Source organism: Candidatus Symbiopectobacterium endolongispinus (genome assembly GCF_018777385.1).
GTDB classification, from domain to species: domain Bacteria; phylum Pseudomonadota; class Gammaproteobacteria; order Enterobacterales; family Enterobacteriaceae; genus Symbiopectobacterium; species Symbiopectobacterium endolongispinus.
Map to the genome: position 1 here is coordinate 128,485 of NZ_JAFJYB010000004.1, position 26,318 is coordinate 154,802.

The 26,318-nt window shown below is 53.1% G+C and carries 23 protein-coding genes and 8 pseudogenes; 15 read left to right on the forward strand and 16 right to left on the reverse strand.

Features of this window, described 5'->3' with window-relative positions; genetic code table 11:
* Positions 1-66: 66 nt before the first annotated feature.
* The 7 genes and pseudogenes from rng to csrD all read right to left on the reverse strand — a co-directional run bounded on the left by rng (position 67) and on the right by csrD (position 7,191).
* A complete protein-coding gene (gene rng / locus JZM30_RS15890) occupies positions 67-1,536 on the reverse strand; it encodes a ribonuclease G (RefSeq protein WP_252319842.1) in 1,470 nt (489 codons plus the stop codon).
* Complete coding sequence (locus tag JZM30_RS15895) at positions 1,526-2,119, reverse strand: Maf family protein (protein WP_252319844.1); 594 nt, start codon at positions 2,117-2,119, stop codon at positions 1,526-1,528. The genes rng and JZM30_RS15895 overlap by 11 nt, the downstream gene beginning before the upstream one ends.
* 71 nt (positions 2,120-2,190) lie before the next feature.
* Positions 2,191-2,679 (reverse strand): rod shape-determining protein MreD, encoded by a 489-nt coding sequence (mreD, locus tag JZM30_RS15900; protein ID WP_252319846.1) that lies wholly within the window; start codon positions 2,677-2,679, stop codon positions 2,191-2,193.
* A complete protein-coding gene (mreC, locus tag JZM30_RS15905; protein WP_252319848.1) occupies positions 2,676-3,647 on the reverse strand; it encodes a rod shape-determining protein MreC in 972 nt (323 codons plus the stop codon). The genes mreD and mreC overlap by 4 nt, the downstream gene beginning before the upstream one ends.
* A gap of 250 nt (positions 3,648-3,897) precedes the next feature.
* Entirely contained in the window at positions 3,898-4,941 is a 1,044-nt protein-coding gene (gene mreB, locus JZM30_RS15910; protein ID WP_252319850.1) for a rod shape-determining protein MreB, read from the reverse strand.
* A 44-nt stretch (positions 4,942-4,985) separates the two neighbouring features.
* A complete protein-coding gene (locus tag JZM30_RS15915) occupies positions 4,986-5,174 on the reverse strand; it encodes a hypothetical protein (RefSeq protein ID WP_252319852.1) in 189 nt (62 codons plus the stop codon).
* Between the two features lie 84 nt (positions 5,175-5,258).
* Positions 5,259-7,191, reverse strand: a pseudogene (gene csrD, locus JZM30_RS15920) (RNase E specificity factor CsrD).
* A gap of 287 nt (positions 7,192-7,478) precedes the next feature.
* Here csrD and msrP point away from each other — a divergent pair.
* The 9 genes and pseudogenes from msrP (at position 7,479) to fis (ending at position 15,680) form a co-directional block, all read left to right on the forward strand.
* Positions 7,479-8,495, forward strand: a pseudogene (gene msrP / locus JZM30_RS15925) (protein-methionine-sulfoxide reductase catalytic subunit MsrP).
* Positions 8,496-9,095 (forward strand): protein-methionine-sulfoxide reductase heme-binding subunit MsrQ, encoded by a 600-nt coding sequence (msrQ, locus tag JZM30_RS15930; protein WP_252319854.1) that lies wholly within the window; start codon positions 8,496-8,498, stop codon positions 9,093-9,095.
* A gap of 231 nt (positions 9,096-9,326) precedes the next feature.
* Complete coding sequence (gene aroQ, locus JZM30_RS15935) at positions 9,327-9,779, forward strand: type II 3-dehydroquinate dehydratase (protein ID WP_252319856.1); 453 nt, start codon at positions 9,327-9,329, stop codon at positions 9,777-9,779.
* 38 nt (positions 9,780-9,817) lie between these two features.
* Complete coding sequence (accB, locus tag JZM30_RS15940; RefSeq protein WP_252319858.1) at positions 9,818-10,258, forward strand: acetyl-CoA carboxylase biotin carboxyl carrier protein; 441 nt, start codon at positions 9,818-9,820, stop codon at positions 10,256-10,258.
* Positions 10,259-10,269: 11 nt separating this feature from the next.
* On the forward strand, positions 10,270-11,601 hold the full coding sequence (gene accC / locus JZM30_RS15945) for an acetyl-CoA carboxylase biotin carboxylase subunit (RefSeq protein ID WP_252319860.1): 1,332 nt from the start codon (positions 10,270-10,272) through the stop codon (positions 11,599-11,601).
* A gap of 87 nt (positions 11,602-11,688) precedes the next feature.
* Positions 11,689-11,931, forward strand: a complete 243-nt coding sequence (locus tag JZM30_RS15950) for a YhdT family protein (protein WP_252320585.1) — start codon at positions 11,689-11,691, stop codon at positions 11,929-11,931.
* Complete coding sequence (gene panF / locus JZM30_RS23650; protein WP_286673610.1) at positions 11,921-14,038, forward strand: sodium/pantothenate symporter; 2,118 nt, start codon at positions 11,921-11,923, stop codon at positions 14,036-14,038. Before JZM30_RS15950 ends, panF begins: the two co-directional genes overlap by 11 nt.
* A gap of 356 nt (positions 14,039-14,394) precedes the next feature.
* Positions 14,395-15,360 (forward strand): annotated as a pseudogene (gene dusB / locus JZM30_RS15965) (tRNA dihydrouridine synthase DusB).
* 23 nt (positions 15,361-15,383) lie between these two features.
* Positions 15,384-15,680 carry a DNA-binding transcriptional regulator Fis gene (gene fis, locus JZM30_RS15970; RefSeq protein WP_252319862.1) on the forward strand — a complete coding sequence of 99 codons (297 nt, stop codon included), beginning with the start codon at positions 15,384-15,386 and terminating at the stop codon, positions 15,678-15,680.
* A gap of 190 nt (positions 15,681-15,870) precedes the next feature.
* Here the strand turns inward: fis and JZM30_RS15975 are convergent, their stop codons facing one another.
* The 6 genes and pseudogenes from JZM30_RS15975 to JZM30_RS16005 all read right to left on the reverse strand — a co-directional run bounded on the left by JZM30_RS15975 (position 15,871) and on the right by JZM30_RS16005 (position 19,712).
* Positions 15,871-16,182 carry a hypothetical protein gene (locus JZM30_RS15975; protein ID WP_252319864.1) on the reverse strand — a complete coding sequence of 104 codons (312 nt, stop codon included), beginning with the start codon at positions 16,180-16,182 and terminating at the stop codon, positions 15,871-15,873.
* Positions 16,183-16,239: 57 nt separating this feature from the next.
* A complete protein-coding gene (locus JZM30_RS15980) occupies positions 16,240-16,959 on the reverse strand; it encodes a scabin-related ADP-ribosyltransferase (protein ID WP_252319866.1) in 720 nt (239 codons plus the stop codon).
* 815 nt (positions 16,960-17,774) lie between these two features.
* Positions 17,775-17,987: an RraA family protein gene (locus tag JZM30_RS15985; protein ID WP_252319868.1), complete on the reverse strand. Its 213-nt coding sequence runs from the start codon at positions 17,985-17,987 to the stop codon at positions 17,775-17,777.
* Positions 17,988-17,996: 9 nt separating this feature from the next.
* Positions 17,997-18,280 (reverse strand): annotated as a pseudogene (locus JZM30_RS15990) (RraA family protein); the annotation flags it as partial.
* The gene (locus tag JZM30_RS15995) at positions 18,277-18,438 is read right to left on the reverse strand and encodes an RraA family protein (RefSeq protein ID WP_252319872.1); all 162 of its coding nucleotides are present in this window, start codon (positions 18,436-18,438) and stop codon (positions 18,277-18,279) included. The gene JZM30_RS15995 and the pseudogene JZM30_RS15990, both read right to left, overlap by 4 nt.
* Positions 18,439-18,456: 18 nt before the next feature.
* Positions 18,457-19,712: pseudogene (locus JZM30_RS16005) on the reverse strand (mandelate racemase/muconate lactonizing enzyme family protein).
* Between the two features lie 363 nt (positions 19,713-20,075).
* Between JZM30_RS16005 and JZM30_RS16010 the strand changes: the two are divergent.
* From JZM30_RS16010 to JZM30_RS16035, 6 genes and pseudogenes are all read left to right on the forward strand, one after another.
* Positions 20,076-20,279, forward strand: a complete 204-nt coding sequence (locus tag JZM30_RS16010; protein ID WP_252319877.1) for an RraA family protein — start codon at positions 20,076-20,078, stop codon at positions 20,277-20,279.
* Between the two features lies 1 nt (position 20,280).
* Positions 20,281-20,682 carry an RraA family protein gene (locus JZM30_RS16015; RefSeq protein ID WP_252319879.1) on the forward strand — a complete coding sequence of 134 codons (402 nt, stop codon included), beginning with the start codon at positions 20,281-20,283 and terminating at the stop codon, positions 20,680-20,682.
* 60 nt (positions 20,683-20,742) lie between these two features.
* A pseudogene (locus JZM30_RS16020) lies at positions 20,743-21,740 on the forward strand (Bug family tripartite tricarboxylate transporter substrate binding protein).
* Positions 21,741-21,754: 14 nt separating this feature from the next.
* Positions 21,755-22,530 (forward strand): annotated as a pseudogene (locus JZM30_RS16025) (RraA family protein).
* Positions 22,531-22,587: 57 nt separating this feature from the next.
* Positions 22,588-23,055 (forward strand): tripartite tricarboxylate transporter TctB family protein, encoded by a 468-nt coding sequence (locus JZM30_RS16030; protein WP_252319881.1) that lies wholly within the window; start codon positions 22,588-22,590, stop codon positions 23,053-23,055.
* A pseudogene (locus tag JZM30_RS16035) lies at positions 23,052-24,557 on the forward strand (tripartite tricarboxylate transporter permease). The gene JZM30_RS16030 and the pseudogene JZM30_RS16035 overlap by 4 nt, the downstream one beginning before the upstream one ends.
* A gap of 58 nt (positions 24,558-24,615) precedes the next feature.
* On the opposite strand, the gene JZM30_RS16040 reads toward JZM30_RS16035, so the two are convergent.
* The 3 genes from JZM30_RS16040 to JZM30_RS16050 are packed head-to-tail and all read right to left on the reverse strand — an operon-like array spanning position 24,616 to position 26,250.
* Complete coding sequence (locus tag JZM30_RS16040; RefSeq protein WP_252319883.1) at positions 24,616-24,975, reverse strand: ketopantoate reductase family protein; 360 nt, start codon at positions 24,973-24,975, stop codon at positions 24,616-24,618.
* 46 nt (positions 24,976-25,021) lie between these two features.
* The gene (locus JZM30_RS16045; protein WP_252319885.1) at positions 25,022-25,657 is read right to left on the reverse strand and encodes a ketopantoate reductase family protein; all 636 of its coding nucleotides are present in this window, start codon (positions 25,655-25,657) and stop codon (positions 25,022-25,024) included.
* Between the two features lie 17 nt (positions 25,658-25,674).
* Positions 25,675-26,250 carry a peroxidase-related enzyme gene (locus JZM30_RS16050; protein ID WP_252319887.1) on the reverse strand — a complete coding sequence of 192 codons (576 nt, stop codon included), beginning with the start codon at positions 26,248-26,250 and terminating at the stop codon, positions 25,675-25,677.
* Between the last annotated feature and the right edge of the window lie 68 nt (positions 26,251-26,318).

A 26,318-nucleotide genomic window follows, 5' to 3' on the forward strand; every position in this document is an offset into this window, starting at 1 on the left:
CTCCTTGATCTTCGTCGCAGGCGACGCGTGGAAGTCATTCTGTTCGGTTTATCATCGACATGGGGACTACATCATCACCACATCAAACTGTTCCTGGCTGTACAACGGCTCAATCTGCACCTTGACCTGTTTACCGACAAAAATTTCCACTTCTGCCAGGGCGTGGGACTCTTCGCTTTTCAATACCTCAGCCACCGCAGGCGATGCGTACACCAGGAAGCGATCGGTGTCATAGGCATGGTGCACCCGCACAATTTCACGCATGATTTCATAGCAAACGGTCTCGACGCTTTTCACCCTGCCGCGGCCATGGCAAGTCGGGCACTGATGACACAGCACATGTTCAATGCTCTCACGAGTGCGCTTACGCGTCATCTCCACTAATCCTAGTTGAGAGAAGCCGTTAATACTGGTTTTAACCCGATCTTTGGCGAGCGCCTGCTCCAGAGAGTGCAGCACCCGGCGACGGTGGTCCTCATTACTCATGTCGATGAAATCGATAATGATAATACCACCCATGTTGCGCAGCCTCAGTTGGCGGGCAATGTCCTGCGTCGCTTCGATATTGGTGTTAAAGATGGTCTCATCCAGATTGCGATGACCGACAAAGGCCCCGGTATTGATGTCTATCGTCGTCATCGCCTCGGTTTGATCGATGATCAGATAACCACCGGATTTCAGCTCAACCTTTCTGTCCAGCGAACGCTGAATTTCATTCTCCACGTCATAGAGATCGAAAATCGGCTGGCGTCCGGCGTAATGCTCCAGCTTATTGGTGGTTTCCGGAATATAGTCCGTGGTGAACTCCAGCAGCGCGTCATAAGTCAGACGGGAGTCGATGCGGATGCGATCCAACGCCGCACCGGCAAAATCACGCAGGATACGCTGTGCCAGCGCCACTTCACCGTACAGCTTACATTTGGTCTGGTTACGTTTTTTTCGCTCGCTGACTTTGGTCCACAGGCGTTTGAGGAACGCGGCGTCTGAAGAAAGCTCATCTTCCCCAATCCCCTCTGCCGCTGTGCGGATAATAAACCCACCCTGCTCGTCGCAATATTCACTGACGATTTTCTTCAGGCGTTCACGTTCCACTTCACTTTCAATACGCTGTGAAACCCCAACGTGGGCCGCGCCGGGCATGAAAACCAGATAGCGCGATGGCAGCGTAATATCGGTGGTCAGTCGGGCACCTTTGGTACCGAGCGGGTCTTTCACCACCTGCACCATCAAGTCCTGCCCCTGGCGCACCAGTTCAGCAATATCGCGCACGTGGAAGTTTTTCTGTTCTTCCCCGGCCACGCATTCAGTGTGGGGCATGATATCTGACGCGTGCAAAAACGCCGCTTTATCCAACCCGATATCCACGAACGCGGCCTGCATGCCCGGCAATACCCGGCTGACACGGCCTTTATAGATATTGCCCACGATGCCGCGTTTCGCTTCGCGCTCAATATGGATCTCTTGCAGTATTCCGCCGTCAATGTAGGCAACGCGCGTTTCCGACGGCGTCACGTTGACCAGTAACTCAGCTGTCATTTTCTGCTCCTGCCGTTCGTAACGCTATAATCTGATTATACAATTCATGTGTTTCCACCAGCGGCAAACCGACAACCGCGTGGTAACTGCCAGCGATCGCTTTGACGAAACAGCCGCCTTTACCTTGAATGCCGTAGGCTCCCGCTTTATCCATCGGCTCGCCGCTGGCAACGTAGTGGGTAATGTCCTGCGGCGTCAGCGCGCGAAACGTCACGTCGGTCACCACCAGCGCGCTGCACTGGGTGCGACGATCGGCCAACGTGACAGCTGTCATCACCTGATGCTGTCGCCCTGAAAGCATCGATAAGATGTGCGCGGCATGGGCTTCGTCGCGCGGTTTTTCCAGTACCTGCCCTTCCAGCACCACGATGGTATCGGCCCCCAACACTGGCAAATCTTGCGGTGCGGCAGCAACCCCCGCCTGCGCTTTATCCTGCGCTAGACGGCGTACATAGACCTCTGCCGTTTCATGTGCTGCCCGATGCTCGATAACATCAACACGCAACAGTTCAAAAGGGATATCCAGCAACGTAAGCAGTTCGCGACGGCGCGGTGAACCCGAGGCCAGATAGAGCGCAGTCATATATCCTCGCTACGTAGTCACTCTACGTATTCTACTGTAGGCGCTCCGGTTAAGGACTACGCCCTTATTGATTATTGTACTGTGAACTGACGGCGAATTTTGCGCATCAACAGGAATAGCCAGGGCCACAACACGCCATCGATCACACAGTTCCACAAATTTTCCGGCCTGAATGACACATTGCTTACCAGGAACTCTGCCCAGAAAACAATCAGATCCATCACCAGCGAAAGCACCATAACGATCATGGCTTGTTGCCAGAGCGCCATATTGCGGAACAGTTGAAACTTGAAGGCCACCAGATAGGCGACAATGCTGAGTGCCAGCGCACGCACGCCGAGCGTGGACCCTAAAATAAGATCCATCACCATTCCCAGCACAAAGCCGGTACCAACGTTAACCCGATGCGGCAACGCCATTACCCAATAAATCAGAAACAGCGAGAGCCACGATGGCCGGAAATGATAGAACTGATCCGGCCACGGCATGATTTGCAGCACCATGGCGATCAGGAACGATAACCAGATGATCCAGTTGCCGTGACGGCGATAGCGGTTCATTGGCGTCCTCCCTGTGCTGGCGTAGCAGCAGGCGGTGCCGGCGGGCCCATTTCATCGGGAGAAGGCAGAACCTGCGGCATCATCTGCATCAAGCGTTCGTTGGCGACACGATGCACTTCTTGCGGCGGCAACCCTTTGCCCGACACGTCGTCAACGCCCCATAGCAACAGCAGATAGCGTAAACGTTGCAGACCGGCAGTAGGATGCGCCTTGATAACGGTGTAGGCGCGTTGCGTATCCACCTTCACTTCGGAGACGACGCCCACCGGATACCCTTCAGGGAAACGACCACCCAGTCCGGATGTCACCAGCACATCACCGACGCGAATATCGGTGTTGTTGGGCAAATGCTCCAGTTGCAAATCGTCAGTGCAGCCATTACCGGCAGCAATCACGCGGATATCATTGCGCAGCACCTGAATCGGCAGCGCATGGGAAACATCGCAGATCAGCAGCACACGGCTGGTCAACTGACCGACCGCGACAACCTGTCCGACCACCCCTTTATCACTGATAACCGGTTGCCCTTCGTAGACCCCGTGCGCCGCCCCTTTATCAATCACCACCTGATCGCTATAGGGGTCTGTGCCTGCGGAAATCACCTGGGTCACCATTTTCTGCTCGTCCTGACGCAGCGGTGACCCCAACAGTTCGCGCAGACGCGCGTTTTCCTGTTTCAGTTGGCCGAGCAGCAGCAGATCGCTGTTACGTAGTTGCAGTTCCTGGCGTAACGCACGGTTTTCCAGCGCCAGCTGATTTTTGGTCGCCAGCGATTCAGAGACATTATCCAATACTTCACGCGGCCCGCTGGCGAGAAAATAGAACGGACTGACCGCCGTATCCATATAGGTACGGATCTTGAGAAACGTCCCCAAGCGGCTATCGGCGATAATGATCGCCATCGCCGTGAAGACGGCAAGAAAAAGTCGCAATTGCAGGGAAGGTCCCCTGCTAAAAATCGGCTTCATAAAGGTTGCGTATTCCTCAACGCAAATAAAGAACGCCCGACACGCTCGAAACGAAAGCTAACATTCGTGTTATTAACCGCCGTCATGCCCGCAGAAACGCAGGGGCAGAGGGGCGTCGGGCGCAGGGAATTACGCTAATGGCGATACCCGAGAAAACGACTCGCCACAAAATAAAAAAGAGGGGCTACCCTACGGGATGAAAAACAACGCTGTTTCCCCATACGGTTCCCCTTCCTTTTATTAGGCACTCTTACTCTTCGCTGAACAGATCACCGCCGTGCATGTCGATCATTTCCAGCGCTTTACCGCCACCGCGAGCCACGCAGGTCAGCGGATCTTCGGCAACCACGACGGGGATGCCGGTCTCTTCCATCAGCAGGCGATCCAGGTTACGCAGCAGTGCGCCACCACCGGTCAACACCATGCCGCGTTCAGAAATATCGGAAGCCAGCTCTGGCGGGCACTGTTCCAGCGCAACCATCACCGCGCTCACGATGCCGGTCAACGGCTCCTGCAACGCTTCCAGAATCTCGTTAGAGTTAAGGGTAAAGCCGCGCGGTACGCCCTCAGCCAGGTTACGACCACGCACTTCGATTTCGCGTACTTCATCGCCCGGATACGCAGAACCAATTTCGTGCTTGATGCGTTCCGTCGTTGCTTCACCGATCAGTGAGCCGTAGTTACGGCGCACATAATTGATGATAGCTTCATCGAAGCGGTCACCACCAATACGCACGGAAGAAGAGTAGACCACACCGTTCAGGGAGATAACCGCCACTTCTGTGGTACCGCCACCGATATCCACCACCATGGAGCCCGTTGCTTCAGAAACCGGCAGTCCAGCACCGATAGCCGCCGCCATCGGTTCTTCAATCAGGAACACTTCGCGCGCCCCGGCCCCTTGCGCAGATTCGCGAATGGCACGACGTTCAACCTGAGTAGCACCGACTGGCACACACACCAGTACGCGTGGGCTCGGACGCATAAAGCTGTTGCTGTGCACTTGTTTGATAAAGTGCTGCAACATTTTCTCGGTCACGAAAAAGTCGGCGATAACACCGTCTTTCATCGGGCGGATAGCTGCGATATTACCCGGAGTACGACCAAGCATCTGTTTGGCTTCATGGCCTACGGCAGCGACGCTCTTAGGCGAACCGGCACGATCCTGACGGATAGCGACCACAGACGGCTCATTCAGTACAATGCCCTGCCCTTTAACATAAATCAGGGTATTGGCGGTACCCAGGTCGATGGACAAGTCGTTGGAAAACACGCCACGAAATTTTTTAAACATAACGAAAGGATAATCCTGCAAGCTGGGGGCGAAAAGAAATCCGCCTACTTTACCAACCACACGGTGCAGCGACAAGGCACGACAGCGCTCTGCATCAGTGAAAAATTCCCCTGTGTCATACGCATCACGTTCCCCTGAAAAACCGTCGGGGCGATATTTCTTTGTGCGGTAAAGCGAGTTACCGCTTTTTCACGCAGTCGGATGGCATCAACACAGGGCACAAAATCTAACATTTTATCGGCCAGTCCATGCAATAAGCACACACTAACCGATTTATAAACCACGCATTCTACGTCAATTTACCTGCGACATTCACCCTAAACACGATGCCGAGATGAATATTTTTTCAACTCATCGCTGACAGGGATAGACGCCGCGAAAAAATCGCCCAGGCCACCATAAACACCGCGACTCGATAACGTATTCCACTCTTCCTGAGTTCTGACGCCTGCGGCAAACACGTTGGCGGAGGTTCCCTTGCAGGCTTCTATCAGGCTTTGTACAAAAAGTTGATTTTCCGTTCTGCGTTCAAAACGGCGCACCAGACCTGGATGCAACTTGATGATTTCCACCTGCAACGTTCTAATATAGGTCGTGCTGACCAAGGTCAGCCCGGCTTGCGTCACCGCCAGCCGACACCCCAATCCCACCAGCGTATTCAGAATAGGACGCAAGCGCCCGATATACTGACACACATCTGACTCAGCAAGTTCAAACAATATGCGTTGACGCTGTTGTTTCGGGCATTGCAATAGCACTTCTTGTAACCAACGCCAGAAAGGACTGCAACAGCGAATCCACATTGACGGGCATCGCCAGCGTCTCCTGCGGCCAGGAAGCAGACAACGCGATGATTTGTGTCACCAGCAGCCGATCATAATTGGGCGTCAGCCCCAATTGCTGTACCAGCGGCATATATTCGGCGGCCAGCAGAACCTGATCGCCATCGGTGATACGCGGCATGATTTCCCGATGATGCACCACGCCATCGCGCGTCACCGCCGGTTTTTGATACAGATGCGGGCCACCTTTTGCCGGCGTCTGTTCCAGCAATGTGCGCCATTTCACGCTGCCGCGCCCCTTGTCTGGCACCTGCCGGTCAAATACGCACCAGCCGTTTCCTCCCTGCAATACCGCATTGCGCGTAGCATCCTCCACACTCTCCATCACCTGCTCAGAGCTCTGCCCGCTGGCATAGGCACAGATGCCGATATGCAGTACATCCTCACGATCGATAAGCGGAGTGATCGGCAGAATATCCAGCGCTTTGACTAACTGCGCCGCAATAATATCCGCTTCTTTCAGCGAACGGTGTGGCAGCAGCACGGCAAAATCACTATTGAAATAGCGCGCCAGCAGCGCGGAGGGATAACGCATGACAAAGGTCGATAGCATATTGACCAGCGTATTGCGGTACTCACGCAGTTCATTGGCATAGCGATGCGTTTCCTGCAAGGTATCGAAATCCGGCAGACGAATCATCATTACCACGCCGTGGGTGCCGACATTTTCAGCGTCTTCCAACTGCGTGGTGAGTTGGTTATCGAAAAACAGGCGATTACTCAATCCGGTTTCCGCATCCTGGGCGGCGAATGCGCGGATCAGCGTATCCAGTCGGCTGCGTTCCTCGCGTGCGTCGGCAAGGTCCGACAGCAACTGATCGAACGCACCGCTAGCGCTATCGGGCCATTCGTGCACCGAACCGCGCGCCACCGATTCGCGTTCACCGCGCAGAATGTGGTTTGCGCGCGTCTCCAACTGTTCGTGCCCTGCCACCTTGCGGCGAAAACGCCGCACGGCAAACACCAGTAGCGCAGGCATGCACGCCATCGCCACCACCATGGCGATAGTGGAGAAAATACAGCGCGGCGAACCGAAAAAGGGATCAAGATAGGTAAGGTTGACGAGAAAATCGGCGTTTTGCATCAGCGGCAGTTGCATCACATGGTGCACATAATCGCCTTCTGCGCTCATCAGTTCCGGCAATCGCAGCGAAAATTGCAGGTTGTGATCTAGGTCCCGGATCTCCAGGAGCACAACCCCCGCCGCCTTCATCATTGAGGGCAGCCAAAAGCATAACAGTTCAGGAGGTTGTACCAACAGCGCCTGATCGATGCTGGTCGCGATAGAATGAAGCTGGTTATCAACCTGCTGTAGATTATCATCAACAATGGTGACTAACCCTATGATAAACAGCAGGGATATGACGACTATCAGCACCATCGTCATTAATGAAGAAAATTTCGTCATTCGCCCATCCCTGCATCCTCTCGCCGCACGAGGTCACACCCCGGTACCGTATTCACCACTGTTGTTAATACTACCTGTTACAAATATAGACACTAAAGGATTTTCCCTGACTTTTCCTCTCTGGTCACAATCACATCGCGATCGTGACGTGAACGCAACCGATAACCACCGACAGTTTCCCCTTCAGGCGAGTGGTGCAACGCTCTGCAATGAACTCTTTTTTGCTCGTGCCGTCTTATCTTCCATACTTACTGTACGCAGTCGTCGTAACCCATGGAGACATCATCATGTCTGACTCTCATCGTCAACGCCAACCGAGCGCCGCCGACGTTACCCCTGATGGGATTTTTCACCAGCGCCGCGCCGTGATGAAAGAGCTGGGTATCGCCGCCGCCTCACTGAGCCTGCCGCTTAGCGCACAGGCGGATGTGCTGGACTGGCTCACCGGCGGCGGCAAAAAAAACCGACAACACCGCCACCCACGCCGCTCAGTTTCACACCGGAACCCAATGCGCCAGCGTCACTCACGCTGACGCCCGAGGACAAGGTTACCGGCTACAACAACTTCTATGAATTCGGACTGGATAAAGCCGACCCGGCCGCCAATGCTGGCGGGTTGCGCACGGAAGGCTGGAAGATACAAATAGAAGGGGTAAATCGCCAGACCAGTCACGATGGATATCGATGACATTATCAAGCGCTTTCCGCTGGAAGAGCGCATCTATAGCTTTCGCTGTGTCAAGGCATGGTCAATGGTGATTCCCTGGGTGGGATTTCCCTTGGAGAAACTGATTCAGTTCGTAGAGCCGACCAGCGCCGCGCGCTATGTTGCCTTTCAAACCCTGCACGATCCCGAACAGATGCCAGGGCAGAAAGATCGCTTTCTCGGTGGCGGGCTTGACTATCCTTATGTAGAAAGCTTAACCATGGAAGAGGCGCTACATCCTTTTACTCTGCCGGCGCTGGGGGTTTACGGCAAAACCTTGCCACCACAGAACGGCGCCCCCATCCGTCTGGTGACACCGTGGAAATACGGGTTCAAGAACATCAAGTCCATCGTGAAAATCCGCTTTACGCGCGAACGACCGCCCTCAACCTGGAATCTGGCTGCACCGGATGAATATGGTTTTTATGTCAATGTGAACCCGGATGTTGACCACACGCGCTGGTCGCAGGCCAGCGAACGGGTGATTGGCGCAGGCGGATTGCTTAACGTTCAGCGCCAACCGACACTACTGTTTAATGGCTATGCCGAACAGGTAGCACACCTGTATCGCCGCCTGAATCTGCGGGATAATTTCTAAATGCGTCTGACACTCCGCCAGATGTTCTGGCTGAAAATCGTCTTGCATGCTGCCGCATGGTTACCGCTGCTGTGGCTGCTTTATGCCATTCAACAAGGGGCGTTGAGCGCCGATCCGGCTAAAGATATCCAGCATTTTACCGGACGAATGGCGCTAAAACTGCTGCTGGCAACGCTGATGGTGACACCGCTGGCGCGCTACGGCAAACAGCCGTTGTTGATCCGCTGCCGCCGCATGCTCGGCCTGTGGTGTTTTGCCTGGGCTACGCTGCATATGACCAGCTATGCGTTGTTTGAGCTCGGGCTCGCCAACCTCGCCTTGTTGGGCCAGGAGTTGATTAACCGCCCTTATCTTACGCTGGGCGCACTCAGTTGGATGCTGCTGCTAGCCTTGGCGGTAACCTCATTTCAGGCGGCACAACGTGCGCTTGGCAGTAACTGGCAGCGCTTACACAACCTTATCTATGTCATCGCGGTGCTCGCACCCATTCATTATTTGTGGTCGGTAAAAATCTTATCGCCGCAACCGATGATCTATGGGCTAAGTGCGCTGATCTTGTTGGCGCTGCGTTACAAAAAGTTCCGCCAGTGGCGGCGTTAATGCCGGGAAAGCGACTGTGGCGCAATGCCACACGCGGCGGGGGGTGTCAAAGCTATTTGCGTAGATAAGACCAGTATTTAGCTGCTAATTGCCACGATATGGTTATAATGCCCGACCTTATAGCCCTGTGAACAATTTACGTTGCCAAAAGGTGACAAACGATGTGCTTCGCGCTATGTTGTGCTACACGTTTTTCTACAAACTGGGTGTATCGCGGGAGATAGCTGCACAATGGCAGAGAGATTTCACATTTTGCTTTTGAACGGTCCCAACCTGAATCTGCTGGGAACCCGTGAGCCAGAGAAGTACGGCAGCACTACGCTTGCAGAGATCGTCAGCGGTCTGGAACATCAAGCGCAGGCGCTCAATGTACACTTCTCCCATGTCCAATCCAACGCTGAGCATGTGCTGATTGATACTATTCATCAGGCACGCGGCAATACGGATTTTATTTTAATTAACCCGGCGGCATTTACCCACACCAGCGTTGCATTACGTGATGCGCTACTGGCCGTTGAAATTCCGTTTATTGAGATCCATCTGAGCAACGTGCACGCTCGCGAGCCGTTCCGTCATCACTCTTACTTGTCCGATGTGGCGGTGGGTGTGATTTGCGGCCTGGGCGCGGATGGATATGGCTATGCGTTACAGACGGCGGTAAAACGCCTGTCCACGTCAAACTAAATAAACCCATTTCAACAAATGAGTACGGAACCACATCCATGGATATTCGTAAAATCAAGAAACTGATCGAACTGGTTGAAGAATCTGGCATCGCCGAACTGGAAATTTCAGAAGGTGAAGAATCAGTACGTATCAGTCGTGCCCCTGCTGCACCGAGCTACCCGATGATGCAGCAACCGGCCCCTGCGCTGGCAACCGCCGTGGCCCCGGAAGCAGCTGTTGCCGCAGCGCCTGCGGCCGTTAGCGGTCACACCGTGCGCTCTCCCATGGTTGGTACGTTCTACCGTACCCCAAGCCCGGATGCCAAGGCATTCGTTGAAGTGGGGCAACATGTTAACGTCGGCGATACCTTGTGCATCGTTGAAGCCATGAAAATGATGAACCAAATCGAAGCCGATAAAGCAGGCGTGGTGAAAGCCGTGCTGGTTGAAAACGGCCAACCGGTTGAGTTTGATGAGCCTTTGGTTGTCATCGAATAACGAGGCTTACCATGCTAGATAAAATCGTTATCGCGAACCGCGGAGAGATTGCGCTGCGTATTTTGCGCGCCTGTAAAGAACTGGGCATCAAAACCGTTGCCGTTCACTCCAGTGCCGACCGCGATCTGAAACATGTGCTGCTGGCCGATGAGACCGTGTGTATCGGTCCGGCTCCGTCGACCAAAAGCTACCTGAACATCCCGGCGATCATTTCCGCCGCGGAAATCACCGGTGCCGTGGCCATTCACCCCGGCTACGGCTTTTTGTCCGAAAATGCGGATTTTGCCGAGCAGGTCGAGCGTTCTGGCTTTATCTTCATTGGCCCACGCGCAGACACCATCCGCCTGATGGGTGACAAAGTCTCTGCCATTTCTGCCATGAAGAAAGCGGGCGTACCGTGCGTACCGGGTTCTGACGGCCCTCTGGGCGACGACATGGACAAGAACCGCGCCTTTGGCAAACGCATCGGCTACCCGGTTATTATCAAAGCCTCTGGCGGCGGCGGCGGTCGCGGCATGCGCGTGGTGCGCAGCGAGAAAGATCTGGAACAATCCATCCTCATGACCCGTGCGGAAGCGAAAGCCGCTTTCAATAACGACATGGTGTATATGGAAAAATACCTGGAAAACCCGCGTCACGTGGAAATTCAGGTATTGGCTGACGGTCAGGGCAACGCTATCTATCTGGCGGAACGCGACTGCTCCATGCAGCGTCGTCACCAGAAAGTGGTGGAAGAAGCGCCTGCACCGGGCATCACGGCAGATTTGCGTCGCTACATCGGCGATCGCTGCGCTAAAGCCTGTGTGGATATCGGCTATCGCGGTGCCGGTACGTTTGAATTCCTGTTTGAAAACGGTGAGTTCTACTTTATCGAGATGAACACCCGTATTCAGGTTGAGCATCCGGTAACGGAGATGATCACTGGCGTCGATCTGATCAAAGAGCAGCTGCGCATCGCTGCTGGTCAACCGTTGTCGATCAAACAGGAAGAGGTCAACGTGCGCGGTCATGCGGTGGAATGCCGTATCAACGCTGAAGATCCCAACACCTTCCTGCCAAGTCCGGGCAAGATCACCCGTTTCCACGCACCGGGCGGTTTTGGTGTACGCTGGGAATCGCACATTTACGCAGGCTATACCGTGCCGCCGTACTACGATTCCATGATCGGCAAGTTGATCACTTACGGTGAAAGTCGCGATATCGCGATTTCCCGAATGAAAAACGCCTTGGCGGAACTGATCATTGATGGTATTAAAACCAACATTGAGTTGCAGTTGAAGATTATGAACGACGAGAACTTCCAGCACGGTGGAACCAATATCCACTATCTGGAAAAAAGCTAGGTCTGCAATAATCTGCATCGTACAAGCGTATAAAGGCCAGCCATGCTGGCCTTTTTGCATGTTGGTACCGCTTTACAGGGAAAAACCATGGACAAACGTTTCCCCCAAGCGCACAAAGAGGCGCGATGGGCACTGTTCCTGACGCTATTTTACCTCGTAGGCTGGGTAGTCACCACCTACGTGTCTGACAACACCGCCGGGTTGACCGGGCTGCCGCGCTGGTTTGAGTTCTCCTGCCTGCTGCTGCCGCTGGTGTTTATCGTGCTGTGCTGGCTTATGACGCACCTGGTATTTCGCGATATTCCGTTAGGAGACGACGATGCACAATGATGTGATTCTGCCGCTGGTCGTCTACCTGATGCTGGTGTTTGGGTTGTCGATTTACACCTATCTGCGCCGCCGCGAGGGCAATTTCCTCAACGAGTACTTCCTTGGTAGCCGCTCAATGGGTGGGTTTGTGCTCGCCATGACGCTGATTGGCACCTATGTCAGCGCCAGTTCGTTTATCGGTGGGCCAGGTGCTGCCTATAAATACGGTCTGGGCTGGGTACTATTGGCGGTGATCCAGGTGCCAACCATGCTGCTTTCTCTCGGCATTCTAGGGAAAAAATTCGCCATTCTGGCACGACGCTACAACGCCATTACGCTGAACGATATGCTGTATGCACGTTACGGCAGTCGCCTGCTGGTATGGTTTGCCAGCCTGAGCCCGCTGGTGGCCTTTATCGGGGCAATGGCAGTGCAGTTTATCGGTGGCGCTCGCCTGCTGGAAACTGCCGCTAACGTGCCCTACGACGTTGGCCTGCTGATTTTCGGCGTTACGATAGCGCTTTACACCACCTTCGGCGGTTTTCGCGCCAGCGTGCTCAATGATGCGATGCAGGGCGTGGTGATGCTGATCGGCACAGTATTGCTACTGGTGGCGATTATTTCTGCCGCTGGCGGACTGGGCAGCGCGGTAGAAACGCTGCGTCAGATCGATCCGGCCTTGTTAGACCTGCACGGCAGCGGCCAGACGCTCACCTTCCCGTTTATGGCCTCATTCTGGGTATTGGTGTGCTTCGGCGTCATCGGCCTGTCTAACACCGCCGTACGCTGCATCCCTTACAAAGATAGCAAAGCGCTGCATCGCGGCATCATTATCGGTACCATCGTCATCACCGTGCTGATGCTGGGTATGCATATGGCCGGCGCGCTGGGACGCGCTATAATGCCGAACCTGACCATTCCCGATCAGGTACTGCCGGAACTGATGGTGAAAGTGCTGCCGCCGCTGGCAGAGGGCATCTTCCTCGCCGCGCCCATGTCCGCCATTATGGCCAACATCAACGCACACCTGCTGCAAGCGTCTGCCACCATTATCAAAGATCTGTATCTGAGCGTAAAACCGCACCAAGCACAGAATGAACGCCATATCAAATGGCTCTCCAGCGCCACCACGCTGCTGCTCGGCGTGCTGACGCTGCTGGCCTCCTGGCGACCGCCTGAAATGATTATCTGGCTCAATCTGCTGGCGTTTGGCGGCCTGGAAGCGGTATTCCTGTGGCCACTGGTGCTCGGACTTTATTGGGAACGCGCCAATGCGACCGGCGCGCAGGCTGAACAACTGGGCGATGCGCTTATCGAGAGCGGTGCGGTGTCCGTCACCTTTCAGGACACCCACGATACGCCAGTATTTGAGCCGCTGCCGGGTGAAACCAGTTTATGGGGCGATACCGATGTGATTGGGCTGTACGACGCCGAAACCGAGATGCCGGACGTGATTACCCAACTGGGGCAAGAACCGTTACTGGGTGCCGGTTTTCGCCATAAAATCGAGCAGTTGGAAGATAAGGACTGGGAACGGGAGTGGATGGACAACTTCCACCCGATGCAGTTTGGCAAACGCCTGTGGATATGCCCGAGCTGGCGTGACATCCCCGATCCGAATGCCGTTAACGTGATGTTGGATCCCGGTCTGGCCTTTGGTACCGGCACGCACCCCACCACCTCCCTGTGCCTGCAATGGCTCGACAGTCTGGATTTGGCTGGCAAGACGGTTATCGATTTTGGCTGTGGGTCTGGTATTTTGGCGATCGCGGCATTGAAACTGGGTGCCGCACAGGCGATTGGCATCGATATCGATCCTCATGCCATTCAAGCCAGCCGCGATAACGCACAGCGTAACGGCGTCTCAGAGCGTTTGGCGCTCTATCTGCCGAAAGACCAGCCCAATGACCTCTCTGCCGACGTCGTGGTCGCCAATATCCTTGCAGGCCCACTGCGCGAGCTGTCACCGCTGATTAGCACACTGCCCAAGGCGGGAGGACATTTAGGATTATCAGGCATTCTGGCTTCACAGGCAGAAAACGTGGCAGCAGCTTACACCGACCTGTTCGACCTCGACCCGACCGTTGAGAAAGAAGAGTGGTGCCGCATTACGGGCGTCAAGCGCTAAGCGTTACGGCGAGTGCCCTTAGCCGTTTCACGGTGGTTGGCGGCACTCGTCAGGCCTTTAGATAAAGCCATTGCGCGAGAAACCACCCGTTATTGCGCATGAAAACGCCACCGGGCGCGGTCTGTTCAGGCATTTGCGTACTGTTGCACAGAAATGTTTGATCGTACAATGGTTGGACCAATGAGTGACTTTTCTTATAACATGCTGTAATAAAAAGACAATTATAAAATTTAATTGCGCGAAGACACATTTCCTTGATCTGTTACGCTCAATTGCTCAAAGTTTGGCCTTTCATCTGGCGTAAAAAATGCGTAATATACGTGCCCTTGCAGACACAGTATGGTCACTCTTTGTCTATGCATATTGGACAATTTCAGCTAGCTAATCGATTGATCGCCGCCCCCATGGCTGGCGTCAGCGATAGCCCTTTCAGGACGCTCTGTCATGACATGGGGGCTGGGATGACGGTCTCCGAAATGCTCTCCTACAATCCGGAGGTATGGCGTTCGGATAAGTTGCGTCTGCGCATGGTACACAGCGATGAACCTGGGATCCGCGCCGTGCAGATTGCCGGAAGCGACCCTGATGAGATGGCTGCGGCAGCCAGAATCAACACCGATTTCGGCGCGCAAATCATTGATATCAACATGGGGTGTCCTGCAAAGAAGGTAAACCGCAAGATGGCGGGTTCTGCGCTGTCGCAGTATCCGGATTTGGTAAAACAAATCCTCTCCGCCGTGGTTAAGGCGGTGGACGTACCGGTCACGCTGAAAATTCGTACTGGCTAGGCACCGGAGCACCGTAACTGTGTAGACATTGCCAGACTGGCCGAAGCCTGTGGTATCCAGGCGCTCACCGTACATGGCCGCACGCGTGCGTGCTTGTTCAACGGTGAGGCAGAATACGACAGCATTCGGGCGGTTAAGCAGGCCGTTGCCATTCCCGTTATCGCGAATGGCGACATTACAAGCCCGCATAAAGCCAGAGCGGTTTTTGATTACACCGGGGCAGATGCCCTGATGATAGGACGGGCTGCTCAGGGAAGACCCTGGATCTTTCGGGAAATCCAGCGTTATCTGGACACGGGGGAGCAACTGGCACCGATGCCGTTGGCAGAAGTGAAGCGTTTGCTCTTCAAGCACATACGGGAATTGCACGACTTTTATGGTCCGGGCAAGGGATTCCTTATTGCTCGTAAGTACGTCTCCTGGTATCTCCAGGAGAACGCCCCCAATGACCAGTTTAGGCGCACATTCAACGCCATTGAGGATGCCAGCGAACAGCTGGAGGCGTTGGAGGCATATTTTGAAAATCTTGCGTAAATAGAAAAAGAGCTGACAGAACTATGTTCGAACAACGCGTGAATTCTGACGTACTGACCGTTTCTACCGTAAACTCTCAGGCTCAGGTAACCCAAAAACCCCTGCGCAACTCGGTTAAACAGGCACTGAAGAACTATTTCGCTCAACTTAACGGCCAGGATGTGAATGACCTGTATGAGCTGGTATTGGCTGAAGTTGAACAGCCACTGTTGGACATGGTGATGCAGTACACCCGTGGTAACCAGACCCGCGCGGCCCTGATGATGGGTATCAACCGCGGTACGCTGCGCAAGAAATTGAAAAAATACGGCATGAACTGATACTGGTTCATTACCGTTGGTTTTTTGTTATACAGCGATCTGTTTAATGAGGTTCTGAAATAGCTCAGCGGTTCACTAACGCTTTTGCTTTGTTCTACCATGTTTGCCATCCATTGAAATCGCCTTAAACCTGGACGACGGATAAGTGCAGTGTAATAGCAAGAATACCAACACCTCGATAGCAAGAACATCAATGGGTTGGTCTGTGAGATAAAATTTCAATACCGAGTAAGTAGCCATCTCCCGTTCTATCCAGACAAACATTGACCGGAATGCCCATGGCATTGGCCATTCTCGTAGTGCTAGAGAATTGATCCCTATATACGTCTTTCTCTTTTTCACTTCTTAGTACAACTTTAAACCATTCTTTTAGCACCCTGACATAAAACCCATATTCTTCACTAGGGAGAATGGTATTGATACTGTATCCGTCGATATAAACATCTTTCTTAAACTCAGCGCCTCTGGTATTACATGCATCCTCCATATTTTCTATTTTCATTGCCATTACATTCATCGGCATAGTTAAATAAAAAACGAAAAGAATAAAAAAACATTCTCATACGCACCTCATTAACATTGACATTTCACTCACCAAAAAAACCTCAAGATGCTTATGGCTGCACATAAGCCACAACTCAAATTCGTATTTGATACTCCTTTTAAATTTATTTACTGGCAAATTAATATCACAACCAGTACAGTTCCGCGGCTCATTTATATGTTCTGCAGGAAGATCAGGAATACTGTAAACAGTATCATTTGGTGCGCTGTCGGCATCAATGTAGGCTGCATTTGGATATTCCCTTATCAGGGTTGCTTCTTGGTGGGGGCCGTGACTCTGATATTCTATGGCACTGTGAATCTGTTGAGGACTAATCCCTCCTTCTGCAAACCATTCATCTTCAAGCATATAATACAAGTACGCCTCAAAAAATCGCTCATCATGCGTTCGGTTCATTGCTGCTTGTACGCTATTCATAGAGTTATAGAAGTTATCCGTTGGTCGAATTCGATATAAATAGTAATTTGAACCTATCGGGGTATTTGCATTTGCCATTTCCATTGCCATAAATTCTGATGACGATGTAGAAATAAATCTGGAATTTGCGTTACGATCAAAACAACTAACACCAGTGACGTGTTGATACACATTGCTATTGTTACCTAATGGAAGAAAACCCTGTTGGAAAACCTGTTCAGGAGGAACCACTGAGTAGCGAAAAAAGAATGCAGAGTATGCACCACCACTAAATAAACACACAACAAAAATCAACATAATTCTACCCATTTGATTCACCATAACTAGTACAAGCGCAAGAAAATAGCACAAGCGAAAGAACAATTTTTTTATTATTGAATTTTGCGATCAAGCTCGATTTTTTATTTTCACTCAAGCGTATTTGATAAAAACAATGTACTTAAGATAAATACATAACAAAAAAGAGAAATCATAATATTTCCAAAAAACCTACTCATAGGAACATTATATATTTATCTGATTCAGCGGATTTACCGTATAGGTATAAAAAGGTGTTATCTAAGAGGTACACCATACTTGATACAACATACCTGAAGTAGAGAGATCACTAAAGGTGAAAGCACAACGTTTTATTAACCTTATTTATTGCATCAACGATGAACCAGGTAATTTCACGATTAAGATCTGCATCCACACGCGCCATTTTATGAAGCAGAAAAAATATACGAGGAGAAAGTAGAAGGTCGCAAGCACATTAACAGGTGATGCACACAGAACATTCAATAAGTAGTGGATGCTTCTGCATCTTCAAGGGGAAAACCAGTTCCACTAAATAATGAGATAAATAGGAGGAGCGCCACACCACGCCCAACACAAAAGCGTGTTACCATGCAGCACTCATCCAGCAGGTTGTTTAGAATTAGACAGCTTGCATATACGTTAGATGTTAGTTACAAATGCCTTGATTGCGCTTGCTATTCGGCCCATAACGATTCCTCGCCGCAAGCGCCGTTCAAAACATAAACGTAATGTCCTGCAACTCGAACAACGCAGGCTATACAGCACTGGCTCACTCCATGACCTGCAGCGATCATGTAAATGTCGCGTGCAGATCAAATATCAACATCAATACCGTTACGCTTTAACAGCGCATTAAAATTATGCAGTCCCCAGATGGTTTTTCCCTGCTGAATTTGCGCTCGCAGTTTCACTTCTTTTTCATCACGGCTGCGCGAAGCGGCAAGCACTTCTTCAATCTTCTCGAGCGGGATCGCAACGACGCCATCATCATCGCCGATGATCAGATCGCCAGAGTTAATCGTCACGCCGCCAAAAGCGATCGGCTGATTGATTTCACCAAAGGTTTCTTTGACAGTGCCTTTGATGGAAATAGAGCGGGAAAAATTGGGAAACCCAACTTGTGAATACGTCCCACATCTCGTACCCCGCCGTTGGTGACCAATCCGGCGATACCGCGGCTAAGGGCCGCCGTCGCCATGACATCGCCAAACGAGCCTTGCTCCGTGTAGTCTCCGGCATCAATCACCAGCACATCTCCTGGTTTGGCTAACTGGAGTGCCGCATGGATAGTGAAATTATCCACGGCAGGGGTTTTCACCGTAAATGCGGAGCCCAGCCGGGGTAAATTGGCTTGATGGCGGAGTCGACCGCACTGCGTCGGCCAAAAGCCTCATGGGCTGTGGCAGCGGTGATGTCTTTAAAAGCGTCAATCAGTTCCTGGTCTGGGCGTATGAAATCTTGAGTAAGTTTTGACATGATCGTATTTTCCGTGAATCAGGCTGGGTTAAAGACATTAGGGGCGACGGCAGCGACTTTGCGCGGGAATTCCTCGCGGTAATCGCGCAGTCCTTTACCCGGTAAGGGGCTATAAGGGCGTTTCTTGAGTTCATTGATATCCAGATCGATTCCCAATCCCGGCGCATCCGGCACGTCAGCCCAGCCGTTGGCAATCGTAATGCCTGGCGTGGCAATCCCCTGCGTCGGTTCAATCAGGTTGACAAACACTTCCGCGATATTGAAGTTAGGAATAACGGCCGAGAGATGGGCCGTCGCTGCCAGCCCGACAATCGGACTGTTGTAGTTATGCGGTGTTACCGCCACGCCGTGCGGAGCGGCCAGCGCAGCAATCTCCAGCATGGATAACAGCCACCAACCGCACAAATATCCGGGTTGATAATGTCCGCCGCGCGTTTCTCAAACACCGGCACAAACCATTCTTTGGTGTAGAGCCATTCACCCAGCACGATAGGCGTGTGAGTACTGCGTTTAACCTCGACGGTAAGATCGATGTTTTCTGGTGGGCAGGGCTCTTCGTACCAGCCAATATCATATTCTTCCAGACGTTCAATCACGCGGATCGCATGATTCGGTGCCAAACGACGATGGCCGTCAATCAGCAATTCCACGTTTGGTCCAACGGCCTCGCGCACCGCCTTCACATTCTCCACGGCAGCGGTTTCATCAGCGCGGGAAATAAAAGTGCGCCACGGGCCGGGGAAGGGATCCCATTTGATGGCGTCATACCCTTGAGCAACCACGTTCAATGCGCGTTTTACCGTATCGTCAATGCTCTTGGCACCGAACCACCAGACGTTGGCGTAAAGACGAATTTTTTCGCGCACCGCGCCACCCAGAATACGGTGCAGCGGCAGCCCGGCTTTCTTGCCGACGATATCCCACAGCGCCAGTTCGATGGCACTCCAGGCGCACAGCAGGTCAACCGAATTACGACGAATCGCAAAATCATCAAGCAACGTCTGCCCAAGGTGACGGATATGGTAGGCTTCACGCCCAATCACCAGCGGAGAGATGGCATTAAGATATTCACTGACGACCTTCTCTTTGGTATTCATCACATAGGCTTCGCCCCAACCGTAAATGCCTTCATCGGTATCTACTTTGACAAAAAGCAGGTTTTTCCCGACCCCTGGATGATAAAAAAAGGTTTCAATATTTGTGATTTTCATTGTGGCCCTTATTATAAAAAAGCGCAGGGCGACAAGATATAACGCAAAATTGATGGGTAACATAGCCAATATAATTCTAACTATTTTCACTTACCGAATAATCGAATTTGTAATTAGAAAAAAACCATGACTGTTTAGCATTATTAATCTATTCGCTTCTTATTTAGAAAATAATTAGCCCTTATTTGAATAATGATCTATGGGATAATCACTAGACAAAAAAATTAATCGCCTTATTCTCGGTAACATCATCTTATTATTACGCCTTTTGTCGTTATTTTCGTATCTGTTTACTGGGTATGATTTATTGCACTCTGCCTGATTCATATATAAAAAACTTATGACACGTTAAAATGCTATTTATCGGGAGATAATCCTTTGGCCACCGTAATAAAAACAGATTTTCCCCGGCCCAATGCAAATCAATTGGCGGTCTTCAAAACGGCCAGTACCGCACTGATTTATCAGGCCGCAGGACAACACGGTGCACTGCATTCCACCATAAAACCGCTGCGCCCGGGATGTCGATTGCTGGGTGCCGCGTTTACCGCCGCCGGTTTTCCCGGCGACAACCTGACGGGGCACGCCGCCATCACGCTGGCACTGCCGGGGGGACATCCTGGTGTATAGCGTGGACGGTTTCACCCAGGGTGCCTCCTTCGGTGACATGATGGCGACGCTGGCTGCCAACCGCAGGCTGGGCGGTATCCTGATTGACGGTGCCATTCGCTATGCCGCGCTATTGCGCACCTGGGACCTCCCCATCTTTGCCCGTGGCATCAGCCTGAAAAGCCGGGGCGAAAAGGCCCAACTCGGCCCGCTGGCGACCCCGCTGACGGTGGCTGGCGTAGAAATCGCTCCTGGTGACCTGATTGTGGGCGATGACGACGGGGTGATCGCCATTCCCTATGCCCTGATTGATGACACGATTGCGCGTTTACGGCAATTACAGGACGAAAAAGCGCGCTTGCTACAGCGTTTCGCTTCCACCGCAACCCCAGAGGACTGGCAAGCGCTGAAAACATGGGAATAGCCCGCGCCATGACGGAATGAACACCATACCAACAATAAAATCATAGAGGAGTAACACGTTATGAATACATCGGGGATAACACGCCGTCGCTGGCTACAGTTCGCATCCGCATCGTTAGTGGCCGCAGGGATCACATTATGGTCACCCGCTGTGGCAGCGAACGCTGACTGGCCCACCAAAACCGTCAAGCTGGTGGTGCCTTTCCCACCCGGCGGAGGCACCGATCTGTTGGCGCGCGCGTTGGCGGAACGCCTGAGTAAATCGTTCGGTCAGACGTTTGTAGTGGAAAACCGTCCCGTAGCAGGGGCGGCTGGCGGCACCGAATACGTGGCGCGGGCAACCGACGGTCACACCTTCCTGTTCGCCTCATCCAATCACGTGACCGTACCGGCACTCAACACCCACTTGCGCTATGACATTTTCAAGGATTTCAAATCCATCTCTCTGGTGAGCGATCAGGCGAGCGTCTTCGCCGTCTCGCCCGATCTGCCGGGGAAAACCTCACAGAAGTGCTGGCGCACATCAAAGCCAATCCGGGTAAATACAACTACGGCACAGCGGGCATTGGATCCGGCCAGCATCTCAGCACCGCCTATTTACAACAGTTAACGGGTATTGATGTGGTGCATGTGCCGCTCAAAGGTCAGGGCGAAATCATTTCAGAGCTGCTAGGCAAGCGGATTCAACTGGGCTTCCTGGTGTTGAGCACAGCAGTGCCCTACTTTGAGGCAGGCACCATTCGCCCACTGGGCGTTTCAACCGAACAGCGCAGTCCGTTTGCCCCCGATATTCCTACCCTTTCAGAAGCTGGTGTCCCTAACTTTGTTGCCCGTTCCTGGCTGGGGCTGCTTGGCCCGGCATCGACGCCAGATAGTGTAGTTGCGCGACTGCACGATTCCGTGGTCGGGTACCAGAACGACCCGAGCTACATCGCGATCACCGATAAGGCAGGCATGACATTGGTCAACAGCACGCCAGCGGAATTCGATGCTGAAATCAAACGCGGTTACGAACAATGGCGCACCGTAGTGACCAATGCCAATATCCAGCAGCAATAGGTCAGGAGAGCACCATGAGTGAGACAAAATCAATAGCACAACAGTTGTTGCCTTATGCCGGTCGCCTGCTGGGCACGCTAAACCAGCCGTTAATCAGGCAAGTGGAGATCACCCGTCCCACCGCTAAGGTGATTCAGGGGTTTTTATCACTACCAGATCTCACTTCAGTAGTGGCGGACATCCTTGATGAACTTGGCTATGACACCGCGATTCCGGCACAGACGCTACGGCCACTTGCACCGGGGCAACGCATCGTCGGACCGGCGGTGACAGCGCGTCAGAGCCGCGCCAGACAGTTACCCGGTTTCACGTTGTCCGCAGGCAACGCGCCGCAAGGCGGCGGTATCGACCAAATCACGCTAACGCAATCCGGCGATGTGTTCGTGGTTGAAGCGGCAGGCAGCACCGATGCCTCCAGCTTTGGCGGCATTCTTGCGACGGCGGCTAAGGCCAAAGGGCTCGCAGGCGTAGTGGTTGACGGTGCCGTGCGCGACAGCAGCAGCATCGTTGAATCGGGGCTGAAAGTCTGGTCACGCCGCGCACCGGCAAGCGTCGTCTGGAGCTAGTGGCGTTTAACGATGTGGTCAATATCGGCGGCGTTCAGGTTAGGCCCGGCGATCTGATTCTGGCTGATAACGATGGCGTGATTATCGTTCCCAGCGATATTACGCAGACCGTGCTGGATCGCGCGCTGCAAGCGGCAGAAAAAGAGAGCCATCTATTGAAAGCGCTGGAACAGGGCGCATCGGCGCTCGACGCGGCGGGTATTCTGGCCCCCGGCAAGTGGTGATACCCCCGCGTATCGTCAAAACATCACGCTTAAACCATGATCAATTGAGGTAGACCCATGTCTGCAACGCACAAACATTTACAGGGCGAATTCCTGTCCGGCATCGCGATTGCCCTGCTTGGCGCAGGTGCCATTGCGATCGCCAATACCGAGTATACGCTCGGTACCGCCGCCAGAATGGGTGCCGGTTACATGCCGACCATTCTGGGTGCACTGCTGTTGCTGTTAGGGGGATTGATTGCCGTGCGTGCCTGGCTGTCATCGCCACGCCGTCGCTCCCCCGATGAAGCTGGTTTCACGCTGCGCGCTCCGCTATTGATGCTGGGCGCGGTGATTTTATTTGCCCTGTTGGTCGATCAGTGGGGCATCATTGTTGCCAGCCTGCTAACCGTGATTACCGCCGCCGTTGGCAGTCGCGAAGCAAAACTCAAAGAAACGCTGGCGCTGGCGACGGTACTGGCGTTTTCTGTTCCGCTGCTGTTTGTTCAGGTGCTGGGCTTACCGCTTAAGGTATGGCCGCTATGATCCCAGATGTATGGCAGGGGTTGTTCCACGGCCTGTCGATAGCACTGTTACCGAACAACCTGTTCTATTGCTTTTGCGGTGCGCTGTTTGGCACGCGGGTAGGCGTCTTGCCCGGCGTCGGGCCACTGGTCACCATCGCGTTGTTGTTGCCGTTTACCTTCACGCTGGAACCGACCAGTGCACTGATCATGATGGCAGGTATTTATTACGGTGCGCAATATGGCGGTTCTACCACGTCGATTCTGCTGAATATGCCGGGTGAAACCTCCTCGGTAATCACCTGTCTGGATGGGCACGCCATGGCGAAACAGGGTCGTGCCGGTCCCGCATTGGCGATTGCTGCGCTGGGGTCGTTTTTTTTGCCGGAACGCTGGCGACCTTTGTAATTGGTTTTTCCCCCGTCGCTCGCCAGTATAGCCATTCGCTTCGGGCCGACCGACTATTTTTCGCTGCTGGTGTTGGGACTCATTGGCGCGGTAGTACTGGCACAAGGCTCGCTGCTAAAAGCCATCACCATGGTAGTGGTTGGGCTGCTGCTCGGATTGGTGGGCACCGACATCAACTCCGGTGAATTACGCTTCACCTTTGGTATTCCCGAACTCGCTGACGGCATCGATTTTGTGCCGCTGGCAATGGGTGTGTTTGGTATTGGTGAAATTATCCGCGTGTTGGTGCAGCAGGAAAAAAGCGGCGGCACCGTGATTGAACAAGGTAAGCTGATGCCAAGCGCGCAGGATATCCGCCAGGCTTCGCCCGCCGTTTTGCGCGGTTCCTTACTGGGGTCAGTGCTCGGCCGGCTGCCGGGCGGCGGGGCTGCACTCGCCTCTTTCGCCGCCTACACGGTGGAAAAGAAGCTGGCAAAAGATCCTTCCCGGTTCGGCCAAGGAGCCATCGAAGGGGTCGCTGCGCCGGAGTCCGCCAATAACGCAGCGGCGCAAACCTCGTTTATTCCATTGCTCACGTTGGGATTACCGTCAAACGCCATTATGGCCTTGATGGTGGGTGCCATGATGATCCACGGTATTAATCCAGGCCCGCGCATTATGCAGAGCGAACCTGACCTGTTCTGGGGAATGGTGGCAAGCATGTGGGTGGGAAACGCGATGCTGCTGGTGCTCAACTTACCGATGGTCGGCGTGTGGGTCCGTCTGTTAAAAATACCTTACCGCTTGTTTTACCCGGCCATTGTGCTGTTTAGCTGCGTCGGCATTTACAGCGTATCCAATAATCCATTCAATCTGTTTTTGGCCGCTCTGTTTGCCTTATTAGGGTATACCCTGGCGATGCTGCGCTTTGAGCTCGCGCCGCTGCTGTTAGGCTTTATTCTCGGACCAATGATGGAGGAGAATTTACGCCGGGCGCTGATCATCTCACGCGGAGATTTCGGTATTTTCGTGCATGAGCCCATCAGCTTAGGGCTATTGATTGCATCGGGATTACTGCTGTTGATGACGCTGGCACCGATGGTGCGTTTGGGGCGGGATAAAATCTTCGTTGAATAGCTGGGAAAAAGCAGGATTAGATACGGAGAGTGAGCATGAAACCCACTCTCCGTATTCATCAGCGCTGCAATGATTCATCCAACTGGACGATCAATTCTGGTGAGGGTGAAAGCTGCCCGCGTTCAATCTTATGGATAGCATCAACAATCGTGGCATTCGCCGGAGTAGGCACGCCAACCTGTTGGCCGACCTCAACGATAAGGCCGTTCATATAATCGATTTCGGTGCGCCGCTGGCGGCGGATATCCTGTCCCATCGAGGGGCGCTGATGTTCACTTTGCGTCCCCAGTTCCACATAAGATAAAAAGTTCGCCTCTGCCTCCGCCAGCGCGAGCGAGTCACCTTGCGCAGCCTTAACCAATACCTCTGGCGTACTGCGGTTAATAGCATCCAGAGCCAGCCCCTGCGCCAGCCCCACCTGTGCCGCTTATCCTCCTAACCGGATGGCAAAGCGCCGAATCCGTTCATGACTTACCGGTCAGGCCGCTGGCTGCGGCAATCGAATTACGCATCGCGTTGATGCTGAGTTTGGTCCAACGGTGGGCGTACAAGTCAGGGGTCACCAGCACTAAATCGACAGGCTGTAACAGCTCACCCACACGCTGCAAACGCGGCATAGTGCCACCGCCAAACTCACCCACGCGCAGCGTTCCCGGCGCACCACGCTGATTACCGCGACGCACCTTGCCCGGTGCATACAGCTCGGCAGCGATGGTAATGACAATGCCCAGCGTATTCTCCTTGCCGGCAACCGACGCCACGCGTGCATCGTTGATACAATTCTGTGCGGAAGCAATCACGCCCTCCGGTCGGATAAAGGGACGGATAAACTGCGTAGCCCACAGCGTGTCGTAAGACTTGAGCACCACCAGACCAATATCAAACGGTGGTTCCAGGTGCAAGCGCTGCGCCTCGCCAAGGTGAAGAATGTTTAACGGCACGGTAAAATGCTCTTCCGGCGTCAGTCCTTCCAACGACAACCCGTCACGCCGGAGCGCCTCGACATTTTCTGCCCAGGGATCGATAAGCGTGACCTGACGCCCGGCACGAGTCAGGTATGCGCCAAGATAGCCGCCAATCGCCCCCCCGCCGATAGGCAAGGCGAGGCTTAGCGGAATTAAAGGAACGGCTCTTGGTTGGGTTGGACGCCAAGCCCGCTGTTGATGCGGTTACTGAAGTTAAAATAAGCGGCAATAGCAACCACCTCAATAATCTCCTGCTCCGTGACGCCACTTGCACGCAGCGGTGCCAAATCGCGCTCTTCCACGGTTTCCGGCGCTTCCGTCAACTTTTGCACATAGTCGGCAATCGCCCGCTCACGTGGGCTTAATTCCGCGTCACGGTAGTTCACTTCTATACCGCCAACCCAGAGTGCATCGCCAGTGATCTGGCGCAATTTCGCCGCGTGCCCCCAAACGCAAGGACGGCAACGGTTTTGTACGCTCACCACCAACGCAATCAATTCACGCTCTTTACCGTTCAATCCTCCCTCGTATTCCACAGTCAGCGCGCGGCTTAGTGCATCCTGTGCCAGCAACACGGCAGGAAATTGTCCCAATACCGCCTGCATATTGCGGATGAAACCGCGTGTTTCGATGGAGTCTTCGAATAGCTTTCCTGTCTCTTGCGTCGTTGTTGTATTTTTCAGTTTTAACCAAGAGATATTCTTTGTTTTCACATTCTTGATGGACATAGCCGGTGTTTCCCTTATTGATTTAGCGATACGGATGTTTAATGAATAAGGTCTGCATTAAGTGTCAT